The following is a 15485-nucleotide window of genomic DNA, read 5'->3' on the forward strand; positions in this document are numbered from 1 at the left end:
AAGTTCGACATCCCGCCCCGGCGGGACATGCTTCGGCACTTGGGCAGACACAGCAAGGTCCGGGCCAAACGGCGCAACGCCGCGGAAACGCGACATCGGCATGAAAGCGGTTGCGGTGGCGGGGAAGCGGTTGCCCGATTGGCGGGCAGGCCGCCTAATCCTTCGGCGCGGCGGCGGGGTCCGGACGGGCGGCGAGCCAGGTCTCGGCGTAACCGTCGAGGAAGCGCAGCTCGGAGACGAGGCCGCCCTCCGCCGACCACCGGTGCAGCACGAAGCCGGGCGGCGCGGTCACCGCCGCCACCGGCGAGCCGTCGGGGCGGAGGCCGGTGAAGGTGACGCGGTCCATCACCGAGGGCGCGGCGAGCACCGGCACGCCGTACCACGCGCCGCGCATCGGGCGGTGCAGGTGGCCGCAGAGGATCGCCGCGACGCCTTTGTGCGCGGCGATGATCGTCCCCATCTCGTGGCGGCCCTGGGCGATGCCCATGGAGTCCAGCCAGCCGATGCCGGTGTCGAAGGGCGGATGGTGCAGGAAGATCAGGACCGGGCGCTCCGGCTCCTCGGCGAGGCGCGCGGCAAGCCACGCCACCTGCGCCGCGGGCAGGGCGGCGTGCAGCGGGTCGCCGGTGGAGGCGTCGAGCGCGATCAGGCGCAGGGGGTGCCCCTCCACCGCATAGACCACGCCGCCCTCCCCCGCGTCGCCGGGGAAGGGGCCGAAGGCGGCGCGCACCGCATCGCCGCAGTCGTGATTGCCTGCGCAAACCAGAACCGGCGCGCGCAGGGCGGCAAGAGCGTCGTGGGCGCGGGCGGTGGCGCCCGCATCCCCGTCGTGCGCCAGATCGCCGGTCACCACCACCAGATCGGGCTGCGGATCGAGCGCGTTGACCGCCGCGACCACCCGCGCCAGCGCCGCGTCGGTGTCCACCAGGCCGTGCACCGGCAGGCCGTCGGCGGAAACGTGCGGATCGCTGATCTGGGCGATGCGCATCGCCCGCGCCTACATCGCGGCGGCGAGGACTTTTTCCGCCACCTCCGGCGTCACCGCGCGGTCCTCGCCGAGCGCGGTCATGCCGTGCGCCTTGAGGTTGGCCACCACCGCGGGCACCGCCTCGGGGGCAAGCTGCGCGTCGGCCAGCCGCACCGGCAGGCCGAGGGAGCGGAAGAACGCCTCGGTGCGCTCGATGGCGATGCCGATGCGCGCGTCCTCCGGCCCGTCGCGCAGGTCCCACACCCGTTCGGCATATTGCAGCAGCTTGGCGCGCTTCGCCGCGGCGCGCACCCGCATCATCGCGGGCAGCACGATGGTGAGGCTGCGCGCGTGGTCCACGCCGTAGAGCGCGGTGAGTTCGTGGCCGATCATGTGGGTCGCCCAGTCCTGCGGCACGCCCACCGCGATCAGCCCGTTGAGCGCCTGGTTGGCCGCCCACATCAGGTTGGCGCGCGCCTCCTTGTCCGCCGGGTCGGCCAGGGTCTTCGGCCCCACCGCGATCAGGGTGCGCAGCAGCGCCTCGGCATAGGCGTCCTGCACCATGCCGCCCGCGGGCACGGTGAGGTACTGCTCCATCACGTGGACGAAGGCGTCGGCGACGCCGTTGGCCACCTGGCGCGGCGGCAGGGAGCGCGTCGTCTCCGGGTCGAGCACCGCGAACGCCGGGTAGAGCGCGGGGTGGCCGAAGGCGAGCTTCGCCCCCTGCCCCTGGTTGGTGATCACCGCGCCGCAGTTGCTCTCCGAGCCGGTGGCGGGCAGGGTCAGCACCACGCCGAGCGGCAGCGCGCCTTTGATCTTCGCCTTGCCGGTGACCAGGTCCCACGGCTCCGGGCCTTCGTACTTCAGCGCCGCGGCGAGGAACTTGCTGCCGTCGATCACCGAGCCGCCGCCGACGGCGAGGATGAAGCCGGATTTCTCCGCCCGCGCGGTCTCCGCCGCGCGCAGCATCGTCTCGTAGCGCGGGTTGGGCTCGATGCCGCCGAACTCGGCGACGGCGCGCCCGGCCAGAGCCTTCATCACCTGGTCGTAGACGCCGTTCGCCTTGATGCTGCCGCCGCCGTAGGTGACGAGCACCCGCGCCGATTCGGGAATCTGTTTGGCGATCGCGGCGATCTGCCCCTCGCCGAAGAGAATGCGCGTCGGGTTGGCATAGGAAAACGGTTTCATCGTGGAACGCCCCTTCGATCCTGTTGGTTCGGTCTACCAATATCGTCGTTTGCGGCGCACTCGGCAATCCGCCGGAACGACGACGATTGAAACGCCCCCCGCCTTGACGCATCCTTTGGGGGCAACGGACGGAGCCACACCATGCCGACCGAGACCCCGGAAGCCGAACCCAAGACCACCGACGGCCGTATCTTCCTGGTGGTGATCGACGACACCGAGGAACTGAAACCCGCCCTCGAATACGCCTGCCTGCGGGCGAAGCGCTCGAACGGGCACGTCGCCATGCTCTACGTGATGCAACCGGCGGAGCTGGACCATTTCGCCTTCGTCGGCGACGCGATGCGCGAGGACCGCCGCAAGGAGGCCGAAGCGCTGGTGCATGCCTATGCCGACCACGCTTTCCAGGTCTCGGGGCGGATGCCGATCATCTACCTGCGCGAGGGCGACCGCCGCGAGGAACTGCTGAAGCTGCTGGAACAGGAGCAGGTGCACGTTCTGGTGCTCGGCGCGAACACCGGAAAGGGCGGCCCCGGCCCGCTGATCAGCTCGCTGATGGGCAAGGACCTGCGGCGCGTCCACGTGCCGATGGCGATCATCCCCGGCAGCCTGAGCGAAGAGGAAATCCGCACCGTCACCCTGTATTGAGCTGCGAGGAGGTTGGATCATGCGACTGCTGCGTTACGGCCCGATAGGACAGGAAAAACCCGGACTTCTCGACGACGAGGGCGGCCTGCGCGACCTTTCCGCCGTGGTCGGCGACATCACCCCCGCCACGCTCGCGCCGGCGCAGCTCGGCCACCTCCGCGGGCTCGACCCGCAGAGCCTGCCGAAAGTGGTGGGCGAGCAGCGCCTCGGCGCGCCGCTCACCGGCATCGGCAACATTCTCGGCATCGGGTTGAACTATGCCGACCACGCCCGCGAGACCAAGGGCGAGCCGCCGCCGGAGCCGATTCTGTTTTTCAAGCACACCGGCAGCCTCACCGGGCCGTTCGACCCCATTCCCTTTCCGCCCGGCGCGGAACGCCTGGACTGGGAGGCGGAACTCGGCGTGGTGATCGGCGCCGCGGCGCACCAGGTGAGCGAGGCGGAGGCGCTCTCCCACGTTGCGGGCTACATGGTGCTGCACGACGTTTCGGAACGGGACTACCAGTTCAAGCGCCAGGGGCAATGGGGCAAGGGCAAGTCGTTTCCCGGCTTCTGCCCGATCGGGCCTTATCTGGTGACCGCCGACGAGGTGCCGGACCCGCAGGCGCTGGCGATCCGGCTGTCGCTCAACGGCGAGGCGATGCAGAACAGCTCCACCGAGCAGATGATCTTCCCGGTGCGCTTCCTGGTGTCGTATCTCAGCCGCTTCTTGCGCCTGCTGCCGGGCGACGTGATCGCCACCGGCACCCCCGCGGGCGTCGGGCTGGGGCGCAAGCTCTTCCTCAAGCCGGGCGACGTGGTGGAGCTTTCCGTCGCCGGTCTCGGCACCCAGCGCCAGACCGTGACCGCCCCGTAGACGAGGCCTCGGGGCGGGCGCGGCCCGCCCCGGAGGCGAAGGCTCAGACTTGCCGCACGCTCTTCAGGAAGGTCTCGATCTCGCCGCGCAGGGCGTCCGCCGTGCCGGAAAGCCGGGTCACCGCGATCCGCGCCTCTTCCGAAAGGCTGCCGGTGCGTTCGGCGTTGCCGCTCACCATCACGATGTTGCTGGAAACCTCCTGCGTGCCCTGCACCGCCTCGCCGACGTTGCGGGCGATCTCGCGGGTCGCCGCCGATTGCTCTTCGATCGCCGCGGAGATCGCCGTGGTGTCCGTGCCGAGCTGGTTGATCGTATCGACGATGCTCTTGATCGCCGTGCCGGTGGCCTGGGTGGCGTCGTAGATGCCGCCGATCTGCACCGAGATGTCCTCGGTGGCGCGCGCCGTCTGGTTGGCGAGGTGCTTCACCTCGCCCGCGACCACGGCGAAACCCTTGCCCGCCTCGCCCGCGCGCGCCGCCTCGATGGTGGCGTTGAGGGCGAGAAGGTTGGTCTGGCTGGCGATGTCCTGGATCAGCTTGGCCACCTCGCCGATGCGGGAGCCCGCATGGCCCAGCGCCTCCATCGCCGCCTCGACGCTGCGGGACTGCGCCACCGCGTCCTGGGCGACGCGGTTGGCGTCGGTGACGCGGGCGGAAATCTCGTCGATCGAGGCGGAAAGCTGCTCGGTCGCCGCCGCCACCGCGTTGGAGTTGGCGGTCGCCTGCTCCGCCGCCGCCGCCACGGTGCTGGCGCGCATGTTGGTTTCCCGCGCCACGCCCGCCACCTCATTGGCCCCCGCTTCCACCTGCACCAGGGCGGCGCTGACCTCGCCGAGCGAGCGCACCACATGGCCGTCGAAGGCGACGATCATCTCTTCGAGCTTGTGTTCGCGTTCCTGCGCCGCCGCCTTCACCAGTTCGTGGTAGACCGAGATCGACAGATCCATGTCGAGGAACACCGCCTTGGTCACCGCGTCGCGCAGATCGCCGCGCTTTTCCGCGCGGCGTTTGAAGGCGCGGTCGATCTCGCCGATCAGGCGGCCGAGAACCAGGGTGTAGCCGCCGATGTACCAGCGCGGTTCCAGGCCGATGCGGGCATGCGCCTGACCCACCGCCATCACCTGCTTCATATAGGCGTCGTCGAAGTCCCCCTTGAACAGACGCTCCCAGTGGGCGGTCTGCGCCGATTTGAGCATCTCGGTCTTGCCGTCTCCGGCCAGCAACCGCGCCAGAGCGGGGAAGCGCTGCAGATGATCGTAGAATTCGTCCAGAATCGCACGCAGGTGCGGACGCACCAGCGGCCAGGCTTCGCGCAACGCCGCCACCGTCCGGCTGTCGATACGCATGAATTTCAATCGCGTATCCCGGTCCACATCGAACTCGAACATCATGGTCCTCATTCCTGTCCAGAAGGATTTCCCCACAGGTCTTCCCCACACCTGCAAACGCACATTGGTCTGTTTTCCACCGGGGCAGTCAACACAAATGTTCGAGAAGAACGACCAAGCCCACAACTTGGAGTCATTCTTTCTGAAAAAATAAAACCGGACGAAAATCCCGCGATTTCCGTCCGGTTTCATTTTATGAGATGATATTCGCCTATTGCTTTCTTTTTGCCGGAAACGGCGGGATCAATCCACGCGGCCCAGCGCCTTGGCGAGAATCATGTAGACCCGGCCGATGTCGGAGCCGGTGAGCACCGCCTGCAACACGTCGGAACGGTCGGAGCGCCGCGCCCGCGCGGCCAGCGCCTCGAACTCCGAGAGGTAGCGGGTGACGAAGCCGCGGAAGTCCGCGTCCGCCTCGAACAGATCCTTGACCTCCAGCATCTGCGACTTGGTGAGCGACCGCGACAGATGCCGCAGGAACGCCCCCTGGTCGCCGCGGTGGTAGCGTTTCCACAGGTCTTCCTCGATGTTCGGCTGGAAGGCGCGGGTGATGTCCACCGAGATCGCGTGCAGGCGCTCGATCACCTGCGCCGCATCCTTGAGGAAGAGGTCGCTCTCCACATCCGCCTTCTGGCTTTCCAGGCGCGTCGCCCGCGCCTCCGCCTCTTCCGCGGAGGCGAGGATGGCCTTGGTCTTCTGGTCGAAGAGCGCGCCGATCTTGTGCGCGCGGCCTTCCAGCAGTTCGCCGGTGGCGGCCATTTCCGTGGTCTTCTGCCGCACCGTGTCCATCAGCGTGGCGACCTTGTCGATCGTCGCCTCGGCGGAGGAGGCAAGCTCGCCCGCCTGCACCTTGAAGGCCTTGCGCGAGTCGCCGACCTGCTGGGTGATGCGCGCCGAGGTGGCCGCCACCTGCTCGATGGTCTCCTTCAGCCGCGCGCCCGCCACCGTCACCTGGGCGGAGCTGCGCCCTGCGGTGTCGTCGAAGTCGCGGCCGATCTGGTGCAGGGAGTCGCCCAGGGAGCGCACCCGGCTGGAGGCCTCGTCGGTATTCTTGAGGAAGTCCATGGAGCGTTCGCGCAGCGCGCCGCCGAACGCGGTGAGCGCCTTCTGCGCCTCCTCGGCGACGCGGGCGACCTGCTCCGCCTGCTTGTCGAGCGCCTCGCCGATCTCCTCGATGCGGGTTTTCGCGACCTCCGAGATCTGCTTCACGCCGCCGGCGTTCTGGCCGAGCTCGCGCGTCGCGGCATCCAGGCCGGTAAGGGTCTCCTCCGCCGCGCCGCGCAGTTCGCCGACGCGGGAGAGCAGCTTTTCGCCCGCGGCGAGAGTGCGGCTCACCGCCTCTTCCGCCGCCTCGCCGACATCGTGGCCGCGCTTGCGGAACTGTTCTCCCACCGCTTCCAGTTCGAAGCCGACCTTGGAGGAGGCGGAGATCAGCTCGTTGGTGGACTGGCGCATCACGTCGTTGATGCCGCGGATGCGCTCCAGCACCTCGCCCGAGGTCTCGGTGAGGTGGCGGCTCTGCTGGTTCATCGACGCCTCGCCGAGACGCGATTGCGTCGTCACCAGCTGCACCACGTCGGCCAGTTCGTCCGCCTGCTTGCGCAGGGAATCGCGGATGGTGTCGGCGATCTCGCCGGCGCGCTCCGCGTCGCGGTTCATCGCCGCGATGTAGTCCTTGAGCAGGGTGCCGGTCTCCTGCCCCTTGCCGAGAATCACGTCGATCGCCTGCGCCATCGCCTTGCAGCGGGTCTCCAGCGTCGTCGCGGCGGCGGCGCTTTCCTGGCCGATGGCGCGCGCCTGATTCTGCAACAGCGCGCCGTGATCTTCGAAGCGGGTGACCACCGCGGCGATGCTCTGGTCGATCTGATCGCTGGTTTCCACCAGTTCCTGCGCCTTGCGCGAGAACGCGTCGCCCACCGCGCGCAGCCGCGCCATCGCCGAATCCGAAGCGGTGGAAAGCTCGCGCGACTGCATCTCGAGGCCATCCTCGACGATCTTGACGCGGTCGAGCACCGTCTCGGTGATCTGGTTGAGCTGCGCCGCCTGCTTGGCGAGCGTGCTGGTGATCCGCCCGGTCTGTTCCGAGAGGGTCTCGGAAGCCTGGGTGAGGTCGGCCTCCTGGCGGCGGAACAGCGCCTCGAGCGCGTTCAGCCGGTCGCTGAGCGCCGAGGCGATGACATCGACGCGTTCCGCGGCGCGCTCCGAGGTGTCGGTGAGAATCTGCGTCTGGGTCGCCAGGGACTGGGTCATGCGCTCGCTGTAGCCCTGCACCAGTTCGCCCGAGCGGGTGATCGAGTCCTCCTGCTTGCGGGACTCGCGGCTGATCGTCTCGGTGACGCCGCGCAGCCCCTGCAGGATATCGGTCATCGCCTCCACCTGGCCGGTCAGCACCGCCTCCAGGGTGGAGCCGACGGAACGGGTCTCGTCGGCGACGGTCTTCAGCGTACGGGTTTCCTTGGCCAGTTCGGCGGCGGTGGCGCGGGTGCGCTCGGTGGCGCCGTCGGCGGTGACGCGCAGGTCGGCGACATGGCGGCCGAACACTTCCACCGCCTGCGTCGCGTCGGTCTCGATGCGGGTGGTCACCGCGTTGAGGTCCTCGGTGTGGCGCAGAAGCGCGCTGCGCGCGCCGTCCACCTGCTGCACCGCGCGGTGCGAGGCGTCGTTGAGTTCCTGCGCCTGGGCGCGCAACGCCTCGGAGATCGCCTTCACCCGCGCCTCGTAAGCGCCGGAGGGATAGGCCATCTGGCGCATCAGGCCGCGCAGCTCCGCCACTTCGCGCTCGAAGCGCTGGCCGCGGTCGAGATAGGCGACGACCAGCCAGATCAGCGCCACCGGCAGCGCCACCCCGGCGGAAAACGCCGCCAGTTCCCACGGGATCAGGCTGGAAGAACCGGAAAGCGTGGGGAATCCGGACTGGAACAACGAATAGCCGACGACTCCGCCCCACGCCAGCGACGCGGCCAGGCCGAGCTTCCACGCCCAGCCCGGTTCCGCCCTCGGCGGCGGCGGCGGTTCCTCGGCAAGCGGCGCGGGCGGAATCTCCACCGCGAGCCGCGCCTCGGCGCGGCGCGGCGCGGGCGCGGCTTCCGCCTGCGGCTCCGCGGGCGCGGTCTGCGGGGCCTCCTGCGCGGGCGGCGCGGCGGCTTCCACCGGTTCTTCCGCGATCGGCGTTTCGGCTGCGTTCGGCGTCGGCGTCATGACAGATCCCCCGGTTTCGGCACGGTCTTCTCGGCCCCCCCAGTGCAGCATCGGAAGGCACCGGAAGTCAATGCGTTAACGCAGCCGTCACCGGGCTGCCGCCCGCCGCGGCGCAAACCGATTTTGTCTTTTCAAATCAGCCGCATGGTTTCAGAATGAAGGGACCGGGAAAACCTGTCCAGACCCGCATTCGCGTGGCGAAGCCCCAACCTCCTGAGAAGAAAGGCATTTCGTCAATGAAGTCATGGATCCCGCTGGAGTCTGCGATGCCGTCCCTGCCGCCTTCCGGCAGCCTTCCGCCCAAATTCGCGCACGTCACGCCGCTCGAAGCCGCGGTGCTGACCGGCGACGAGATGGGCGGCGTGCTGGCCGGCATCGTCGCCGTCGCCGCGGTGCTCACCGCCGCCTTCGTCGTCCTCGGCGGGCCGGGCAAGTGGCGGGCCTTCCGCGACGGCCAACGCGTCGGACTCGCCGGGGCGAAACGCCGCACCCTCGCCGTGGCGCGCGGCACCCCGCGCGATGTGGGGCAGGCTGCGGCGCTTTCCTGGCTGCACCGCAACGCCGTGGACCTGGCGCGGGAGGACTTCTCCGACCTCGTGCTCGACGGCGTGGAGGTGGAGAACGCCCACCTGGAGGGGGCCTCCTTCGCCCGCAGTTCGCTGAAGCGCGCCCGCATGGCCCGCGCCATGCTGCGCGGCGCGGCGCTTCCCGGCGCCAACCTCAACGAAGCCAACCTCGCCAACGCCAACCTGCGCGCCGCCGAAATGGCGGACGCCAACCTGGTGCGCGCCAGCCTGCCCGACGCCGATCTTTCCGAACTGCACGCGCCGCGCATCCTCGCCAACGAGGCGAAGTTCTGGGACTGCGACCTCAACGGCGCGATCCTCGAAGACGCGGTGCTGGAACATGCGGAGTTCACCGGCGCGACCCTCACCGGCTGCAACCTCAACCGCGCCGCGCTGGGCTATGCGGCGCTCGACGGCACCTGCATGCAGCGCGCCCTGCTCAACGGCGCGCATCTCGACTCCGCGACCTTGCAGAAGGCCGACCTGCGCAAGGTCGAAATGCTGGAGGCCAACCTCTCCAACGCCGACCTGGAACAGGCCAACCTCACCTGGGTGCACGCCGAGGGCGCGGACTTCTCCTATGCCCATCTCGCCGGGGCCTCGCTGGCCGGGGCGGTGCTCACCGGCGCGGAGATGATCGGCGCGGTGCTCGACGGCGCGGACATCACCGGCGCCGACTTCACCGGCGCGCGCAACCTCACCGCGGAGCAAATCGCCGCCACCTACTACCGCGGCGCCGAGGACCCGGACACCGAGGCGCGCAACCGGCCCAAGCTGCCGCTCGGCATTCCCCTGCCGCCGATGCGCAAGCCGCAGGGCGGGTATTGAGCGGGAAAAACCAGGCCAGGGGCGCTGCCCCCGGACCCCATGACCGGTTTTTGCGCGTAGCGCGATAAAACCGTCACGCCGCATGATGGTCGATAGCTGCTGCGCGGCGAAAAGCCGGTTATGGGGTCAAGGGGCCTCCCGGCCCCTTGCGGGTCCGGGCAACGCCCGGCCTGGTTTTTTACCTCCCCCCCAGCACCGGGAATGCGTGCGGCGCGGCAAGTTGCGCGCGGCCCAGTTTGCCCGCGCCGCGCGCCACCGCGCCGTAGCGGAAAGCGTCCGCGCCGTGCGAGCACCAGTTATGCAGCGGCGTGGCGCTGAAGTCCTGCGTCTTGTCGTTCCAGGCGCGGCGGTACTGGGTGAGCGCGGCGAGGCCGCGGGCGCATTTTTCCTCGTCGAACCAGCAGGCGGGCAGCATCGCCCGCGCCGCCTCGATGCCGTCGGCGAGGGATTGCGCGGGCGCGACCTCGAAGCGGATGCCGAGCCTGAGCGCGGTCTCGCGGCGGCTCTTGCCGGTGCCGAGTTCGCGCACCTCGATGTCGTGGGGGGCGAGGTGGCGGCCATAGGCGTAGGGCCTGGCCTTGAGCGCATCGGCGTAGTAGGGCAGCCCCTCGCCCGAGGCCTCCAGGTAGTCGATCAGGCGCACCTCCTCCCCCGTGCGCTGGGCGAACCAGATCGCGGTGGAATCGCCGATGCCGAGGTCCCACCAGGTTTCCACCGGCAGCGCCGGTTCCCACGCCACGGCGCAGATGCGGCCCTCGCGCCGCGCCGCCTCCAGCACGCGGCCGTAGTAGCTGCCGGTGAGCGCCGCGTCGAAGCTGCACCAGTATTCCTGGCGCAGCATTTCCTCCGCCATGCCCGCGGCGCGGTCCTCGGCGATGGCGGCGGGGCCGATCACCGGGGAGCCGTCGGCGCGGCGGGTGTCGTCCACCGTCAGCACCTGGGCGAACCAGTCGGGGTTCCGCCGCGCCATCTCCAGCAGCGCATGGCCGTGGTTGCGGCCGCGCGGGGTGAAGATGAACGCCGCCCAGCCGCCGTTCTCCGCGAGGATGGGACGCACGTAGTCCCACGCCGCCGGATCGGCGAGGCTGTATTCCGAGAACGCCACGCCCACCGGGTTGGCCCCCACCAGGGCGTTGTAGTTGTCGGAGCCGACGAGTTGCCAGATCGAGCCGCACTTCAGCTCGATCTTCATCTCCGTGGTATTGGTGGCGGCGCGCAGGGCGCGCGGGAACGCCTGTTCCAGCACTTTTTTGCCGGACGCGTCGATACCGTCCCACACCGCCTTGCGCGCCTGGGTGGCGGTGGGCAGCATGTGCCAGTAGACGCCGATGCGGCGGTGCGCCGCGCAGGCGGTGAAGTTGAGCACCGTCGCGTCCTTGCCGGAGCGGCGGTGCCAGACCAGCACGGCGCGCCCGCCGCCGCCAGTGGCGAAGCGCTCCATGTGGCGCAGGAAGGGAAGCTGGTAGGCCCTGGGCTCCCAGGCGTGGGGAAGGAGAATCTCAGGCATCGCCGTCTCCGCCTGAAAAATCCCGCACCGTCACCGTCAGCGCCTCCGCCGCCTCGTCCGCGCCGTTGCGGTAGCGCCCCGGCCGCAGCGCCTTGAGGCGGAACATCAGCAGGCTGTCGGACGGCCTGGCGCGTGCGCCCACCTGCTTGCCGCCGTAGAACACCGGCTCCTCCTCGCCCAGCACCGCGCGGCGGTCGGCCTCCGCCTCCAGCAGCTCGACATAGGCTTCCAACGCCTGGTCCCACGCCGCGGCGAAGACCGGGTCGCGGCCGCGCAGGCCGAGCCAGGCACTGCGCGCCCGCCCGGAGGCCGCCGCCGCGGCGCGCACGCTGCCGGTTTCCGCCAATGCGGAGAGGAACTTGCGCCGCGCGGTTTCCCGGCGCGGCACGGAGGGGTCGTCTTGCTGCATGGGAGTCCTTACGGTCGGGAAGGTTGGGTGTCGTCCGCAGGCGCGCAGGCGAGCGCGATTTCGGCGCGCGACGGCAGTGCGCCGAGCGCGGCGAGGCGGGCCACCGCGGCGCGCGCCCGCTCCGCCGGGACCTGCGCCAGATCGCGCGCCACGACGCGGCGGTAGATGGCGATGTCGGACGGCAGCCTGCCCGTCTGTCCCGCCACCAGTGCGGACGCCAGCCGTTCCGCCTCCGCGAGTCCGCACGCCGCCTTGTCCATGCTCACCCCACCGCTTCCGCGCCCTTGCCCCGGCGCCTTCGAATGCCCGATATTATACGGGCAATTGCCCGAAGTCAAGATGCAAGGTTGCAATTGCCCGCATATTGCCCTTACATGAGGCGAAAAAACCCTTTATTTTCTGAAGTTATAGAAAATAATGCGGCAAAATCCGGTGACAGCGCGGGCAATTTAGGGTTAAATACCCGCACGATGAACGAACGTCTCAAGAGCCGCGTTCGCGACCGCCTGCAAACCATGGGAAAAACGCCGCGCGCCGCCTCCCTGGATGCCGGCTTGCACCCCGACACCATCCGCAACGTGCTGCGCGAGCGCTCCAAGCAGCCGCGCGCCGACAGCCTGATGAAGCTCGCCCGCGCCCTCGACTGTTCCATGGACTGGCTGATCGACGCGCCGCCCGCCGCCGCGCCGGTCGGCCTGTGGGAGAGCGCGGACCCGCCGCCGCGCGCCGACATGCCGCGCGACGTGCCGGTGCTCGGCACCGCAGCGGGCAGCCTTCAGGGCGCCTTCCAGGTGGACGCCTGCCCGATCGACTTCGTGCGCCGCCCACCCGGCCTCGGCGGCGCGCGCGACATCTATGCCCTTTACGTGGTCGGCGACAGCATGTCCCCCCGCTTCGAGGAGGGGGAGCTGATCTACGTCAGCGAGCGCCGCCCGACCCGGGTCGGCGACTACGTGGTGGTGCAGGTGACGGACGGACGGGACGGCGCAGTCTCCGCCTATTGCAAGCGCCTGTTGCGGCGCTCCGAAGAGACCCTATTTCTAGAACAGCTCAACCCGCGCGCCGAGATCGCCTTGCCGATGGCCAGCATCCGCGCCGTCCACCGCATTCTGACGTTGAACGAACTTTTCGGGATCTAGCGATGCTTCCGGTCCGCCGCTCCGTTCTCGCGCTTTGCCTGGCGCTTACGTCCCTGCCGCACGCCGCCGAAGCGGCGTTCGAGACCTGGCGCTTTCCCGGCCCGCCGGTGCCTTTCCGCCTCGCCGACGTCACGTTCTCCCGCACCGACCGGCGCGAGGCGGTGAACGCCGCGGTGCGCGACATGGTGCTGCGCCAGTTGCGCGACAGCGGCGTGTTCCGCGACAAGGCCACCGCCGGAGTGACGGTGGATCTGCGCGAGGTGGAAAGCGCCTCCACGGTCGATCCCGACGGCGTCGGCATCGGACGCGCCGCCATCCTCTACCGCGTCACCGACCCGGCCGGGCGGGTCCTCTTCAACGACCGCATCGCCACCTCCGCACGGGTGACGGTGCGCGATTCCCTGCCGCTGCGCCAGTCCACGCAGCGCGCCGCGCGCTACCGCGCCTTTTCCACCAACCTCGACGCCTTCGCACACCTGTTGTGGGCCGAGGTGAAGGCGGACCACGCCGCCGCGGACCGCCCCCTGGTCGCCGATGTGGCGCTCGACAGCCCCCTCGAAACGCCGGCACGCACCGCGGACTTCGCCGCGCGGCTGAAGACCACCCTCGACATACTGCTGCCCGGCCCGGCGCAGGCGAAGCAGCCGGTCCTCTCCTTGCGCGTCGCCGCCCTTTCCTTCCGCGAGACCTCGCCCGCATGGAGCGAGGCCGCCCAGGCCGAAGTCGAGATGTCGCTGACCCTGGTTCTGCCGGGCGGCGCCGGCGTCTGGAACGACACGGTGAAAGGCCGGGGCGAGGCCAACCGCCACACCGCTCTGCTCGCCGGCATCTCGCCGGTGGACGCCGCCATCGCCGCGGCGGCGCAGGCGGCGATGGCGCGCGTCGTGCCCGCCCTGCGCGCCGCCGCCGCCGAGGCCACGGCACTGCACTCCACGGCGCAAAACCACAAGCTGCCCTTTCGGCTGAACGCCATCGACGGCGCTCCCTCCCCGGCGCTCGCCCGCCTGCGCGAATGGAACAGCGACGGCGCGCCGCTCGCCACGGTGTGGAGCGCCGGCGGCAAACCCATCACCATCCGCCTCGAAGCCCTCGCCACGCAGATCCGCCAGACCAAGGCGGGGCAGGGTTCCGCCGATGTCGCCGCCACTTACCTCGTCTCCGAGGCGGACGGACGCCCCCTGCTCTCCACCCGGCAGGAGGCGCAAGCCCCCTTCGCCGCCGCCGATACGGCCCCCGGCACGCCGCCGGGGGAGGACGCCATGCGAGTCGCCTTGTGCGCCACCTGGGCCGGGATGCTGGACAGCATCGTCGCGTGGAATGCGCACCCTTGACCGCAAAGGAGGATTCCCCTCCGCCGCGTTCGGGGCTTGCCCCCGCCCGGCAGGCATGATGTGCTGACTCCGGCGTCAGCACGGCAACCGTGTCCGGAAGGTGTGTGATGATCGGATTCCCGCCCAAAAAGACCTTCGACCATGCCGCCACCCATCCCCGCCCGGTGCTGCGCGCCTCCGCCGAGGCCACGCCGCCCAGGCTGCCGAGCGCGCGCCCCGAGGGCTTCGTGCCGATGGACGTGCTGCTGCGCGAAATGGGCCTTGCCGCGGCCACGCCCGACGGGCGCAGCGATGCGCCCCTGGTCGCGCCGCATTCCACCGACATCGCCGAGTTCTCGCCGCCGCGCCCGCTGCGCCGCCCGCCGACCCGCTTCGCCGCGCCACAGGGCCGCGACGACGATTGATCGGCCTTGCGCCGCCGCCCAATCCGGCGCACACATATGCCCTCCCCGCCCCCAGACTCCGGGATTCTCCTCCATGAGCCTTGTGCGCTCCGTCCGTTCCGCCTTTTTCGACATCGCACGCGACACCCTGCGGGTCTCCCGCGACCTCTACCTGGTGATGATCCCGGCGATCGTCGCGGTGAAGGTGCTGCAGGAGTTCGACCTCATCCGCTATCTCGCACTGCCGCTGCAGCCCCTGATGAACCTCGTCGGCCTGCCCGCCGAAATGGGCCTGGCCTGGGCCGCGGCGCTGCTCAACGGCGTCTATGCCGGGATCATCATCTTTCTGCAACTGGCGCAGGGCAGCGCCGAGCCGCTCAGCGTGGCGCAGGTCACCACCCTGGGGGCGATGATGCTGATCGCCCACGGCCTGCCGGTGGAGGCGGGCATCGCCCACCGCTGCGGCGCGCGCTTCCTCGGCCAGGCGGTGATCCGCGTCGGCGTGGCGCTCGCCTTCGGCATCGCCTATTCCGCGTTCACCTCCGCCACCGGCATGTACCAGGACGTCGCGGCGATCCCCCTGCCCGGCGCAGCCGCCGATCCTTCCATCGCCGCCTGGGCGCTCGGCGAGGCGAAGAAGCTGTTGTCGATTTCCGTGGTGATCTTCACGCTGCTGGTGGCGATGCGCTGCCTGCGGGCGGTCGGCGCGCTCAACGCGATCAGCCGCGCCATGGAGCCGGTGATGCGCCTCATCGGCATCGGCGCCAAGGCCTCGACGATCACCATGATCGGCATGACGCTCGGGCTGTCCTACGGTTCCGGCATCATCCTCAAGGACGCGCGCAGCGGCGAACTCGCCCCCGAGGACGTGTTCTTTTCCCTCTCCTTCATGGGCATCTGCCACTCGCTGATCGAGGATACCGTGCTGATGCTGCTGATCGGCGCGGAGATCAACGGCGTGCTGTGGATCCGCCTGGCGGCGTGCCTGCTGTTCACCGCCGTGCTGGTGCGCCTCGTGCGGCGGCTGCCCGAGGCGGCGAAGACCCGCTTCCTGTGGATGCCGCGCCAGGCGGCGGCCTGA

Annotated in this window: 14 protein-coding genes; 7 read left to right on the forward strand and 7 right to left on the reverse strand. The window is 69.9% G+C overall.

Going from position 1 to position 15485, the window contains the following annotated elements:
- Window positions 1-154 precede the first annotated feature (154 nt).
- Complete coding sequence (locus tag O7R11_RS08430) at window positions 155-988, reverse strand: phosphodiesterase (RefSeq protein WP_337997061.1); 834 nt, start codon at window positions 986-988, stop codon at window positions 155-157.
- Between the two features lie 9 nt (window positions 989-997).
- Entirely contained in the window at window positions 998-2155 is a 1158-nt protein-coding gene (locus O7R11_RS08435; RefSeq protein ID WP_337997062.1) for an iron-containing alcohol dehydrogenase, read from the reverse strand.
- 141 nt (window positions 2156-2296) lie between these two features.
- On the opposite strand from O7R11_RS08435, the gene O7R11_RS08440 reads away from it, so the two are divergent.
- On the forward strand, window positions 2297-2800 hold the full coding sequence (locus O7R11_RS08440) for a universal stress protein (protein WP_337997063.1): 504 nt from the start codon (window positions 2297-2299) through the stop codon (window positions 2798-2800).
- A 19-nt stretch (window positions 2801-2819) separates the two neighbouring features.
- A complete protein-coding gene (locus O7R11_RS08445) occupies window positions 2820-3656 on the forward strand; it encodes a fumarylacetoacetate hydrolase family protein (RefSeq protein WP_337997064.1) in 837 nt (278 codons plus the stop codon).
- A gap of 43 nt (window positions 3657-3699) precedes the next feature.
- On the opposite strand, the gene O7R11_RS08450 is transcribed toward O7R11_RS08445, so the two are convergent.
- Both O7R11_RS08450 and O7R11_RS08455 read right to left on the reverse strand, forming a co-directional pair.
- Window positions 3700-5046, reverse strand: coding sequence for a globin-coupled sensor protein (locus O7R11_RS08450; RefSeq protein WP_337997065.1), 1347 nt, complete (start codon window positions 5044-5046; stop codon window positions 3700-3702).
- A gap of 240 nt (window positions 5047-5286) precedes the next feature.
- Window positions 5287-8241: a coiled-coil domain-containing protein gene (locus O7R11_RS08455; protein ID WP_337997066.1), complete on the reverse strand. Its 2955-nt coding sequence runs from the start codon at window positions 8239-8241 to the stop codon at window positions 5287-5289.
- A 236-nt stretch (window positions 8242-8477) separates the two neighbouring features.
- Here O7R11_RS08455 and O7R11_RS08460 point away from each other — a divergent pair, with 236 nt between their 5' ends.
- Window positions 8478-9635 carry a pentapeptide repeat-containing protein gene (locus O7R11_RS08460; RefSeq protein WP_337997067.1) on the forward strand — a complete coding sequence of 386 codons (1158 nt, stop codon included), beginning with the start codon at window positions 8478-8480 and terminating at the stop codon, window positions 9633-9635.
- 178 nt (window positions 9636-9813) lie between these two features.
- Here O7R11_RS08460 and O7R11_RS08465 read toward each other — a convergent pair whose 3' ends face one another.
- From O7R11_RS08465 to O7R11_RS08475, 3 genes are read right to left on the reverse strand one after another with little or no spacing between them, the layout of a single operon-like run.
- Window positions 9814-11142: a hypothetical protein gene (locus tag O7R11_RS08465; RefSeq protein ID WP_337997068.1), complete on the reverse strand. Its 1329-nt coding sequence runs from the start codon at window positions 11140-11142 to the stop codon at window positions 9814-9816.
- Window positions 11135-11551: a hypothetical protein gene (locus O7R11_RS08470; protein WP_337997069.1), complete on the reverse strand. Its 417-nt coding sequence runs from the start codon at window positions 11549-11551 to the stop codon at window positions 11135-11137. The genes O7R11_RS08465 and O7R11_RS08470 overlap by 8 nt, the downstream gene beginning before the upstream one ends.
- Before the next feature lie 8 nt (window positions 11552-11559).
- Window positions 11560-11817 carry a hypothetical protein gene (locus O7R11_RS08475; protein ID WP_337997070.1) on the reverse strand — a complete coding sequence of 86 codons (258 nt, stop codon included), beginning with the start codon at window positions 11815-11817 and terminating at the stop codon, window positions 11560-11562.
- A 204-nt stretch (window positions 11818-12021) separates the two neighbouring features.
- Between O7R11_RS08475 and O7R11_RS08480 the strand changes: the two genes are divergently transcribed.
- The 4 genes from O7R11_RS08480 (at window position 12022) to O7R11_RS08495 (ending at window position 15485) form a co-directional block, all read left to right on the forward strand.
- On the forward strand, window positions 12022-12690 hold the full coding sequence (locus tag O7R11_RS08480) for an XRE family transcriptional regulator (protein WP_337997071.1): 669 nt from the start codon (window positions 12022-12024) through the stop codon (window positions 12688-12690).
- Window positions 12691-12692: 2 nt separating this feature from the next.
- The gene (locus O7R11_RS08485) at window positions 12693-14021 is read left to right on the forward strand and encodes a hypothetical protein (RefSeq protein WP_337997072.1); all 1329 of its coding nucleotides are present in this window, start codon (window positions 12693-12695) and stop codon (window positions 14019-14021) included.
- A 107-nt stretch (window positions 14022-14128) separates the two neighbouring features.
- Complete coding sequence (locus tag O7R11_RS08490) at window positions 14129-14425, forward strand: hypothetical protein (RefSeq protein WP_337997073.1); 297 nt, start codon at window positions 14129-14131, stop codon at window positions 14423-14425.
- A 73-nt stretch (window positions 14426-14498) separates the two neighbouring features.
- Window positions 14499-15485, forward strand: a complete 987-nt coding sequence (locus O7R11_RS08495) for a nucleoside recognition domain-containing protein (RefSeq protein WP_337997074.1) — start codon at window positions 14499-14501, stop codon at window positions 15483-15485.

Origin of the sequence: Oleispirillum naphthae, from assembly GCA_027864655.1 — a bacterium.
Taxonomy (GTDB): domain Bacteria; phylum Pseudomonadota; class Alphaproteobacteria; order Rhodospirillales; family Rhodospirillaceae; genus Oleispirillum; species Oleispirillum naphthae.

Coding starts and splice junctions, on each gene's coding strand:
- O7R11_RS08430 (WP_337997061.1), bottom strand. CDS start 988: ATGCGCATCGCCCAGATCAGCGATCCGCACGTTTCCGCCGACGGCCTG.
- O7R11_RS08435 (WP_337997062.1), bottom strand. CDS start 2,155: ATGAAACCGTTTTCCTATGCCAACCCGACGCGCATTCTCTTCGGCGAG.
- O7R11_RS08440 (WP_337997063.1), top strand. CDS start 2,297: ATGCCGACCGAGACCCCGGAAGCCGAACCCAAGACCACCGACGGCCGT.
- O7R11_RS08445 (WP_337997064.1), top strand. CDS start 2,820: ATGCGACTGCTGCGTTACGGCCCGATAGGACAGGAAAAACCCGGACTT.
- O7R11_RS08450 (WP_337997065.1), bottom strand. CDS start 5,046: ATGATGTTCGAGTTCGATGTGGACCGGGATACGCGATTGAAATTCATG.
- O7R11_RS08455 (WP_337997066.1), bottom strand. CDS start 8,241: ATGACGCCGACGCCGAACGCAGCCGAAACGCCGATCGCGGAAGAACCG.
- O7R11_RS08460 (WP_337997067.1), top strand. CDS start 8,478: ATGAAGTCATGGATCCCGCTGGAGTCTGCGATGCCGTCCCTGCCGCCT.
- O7R11_RS08465 (WP_337997068.1), bottom strand. CDS start 11,142: ATGCCTGAGATTCTCCTTCCCCACGCCTGGGAGCCCAGGGCCTACCAG.
- O7R11_RS08470 (WP_337997069.1), bottom strand. CDS start 11,551: ATGCAGCAAGACGACCCCTCCGTGCCGCGCCGGGAAACCGCGCGGCGC.
- O7R11_RS08480 (WP_337997071.1), top strand. CDS start 12,022: ATGAACGAACGTCTCAAGAGCCGCGTTCGCGACCGCCTGCAAACCATG.
- O7R11_RS08485 (WP_337997072.1), top strand. CDS start 12,693: ATGCTTCCGGTCCGCCGCTCCGTTCTCGCGCTTTGCCTGGCGCTTACG.
- O7R11_RS08490 (WP_337997073.1), top strand. CDS start 14,129: ATGATCGGATTCCCGCCCAAAAAGACCTTCGACCATGCCGCCACCCAT.
- O7R11_RS08495 (WP_337997074.1), top strand. CDS start 14,499: ATGAGCCTTGTGCGCTCCGTCCGTTCCGCCTTTTTCGACATCGCACGC.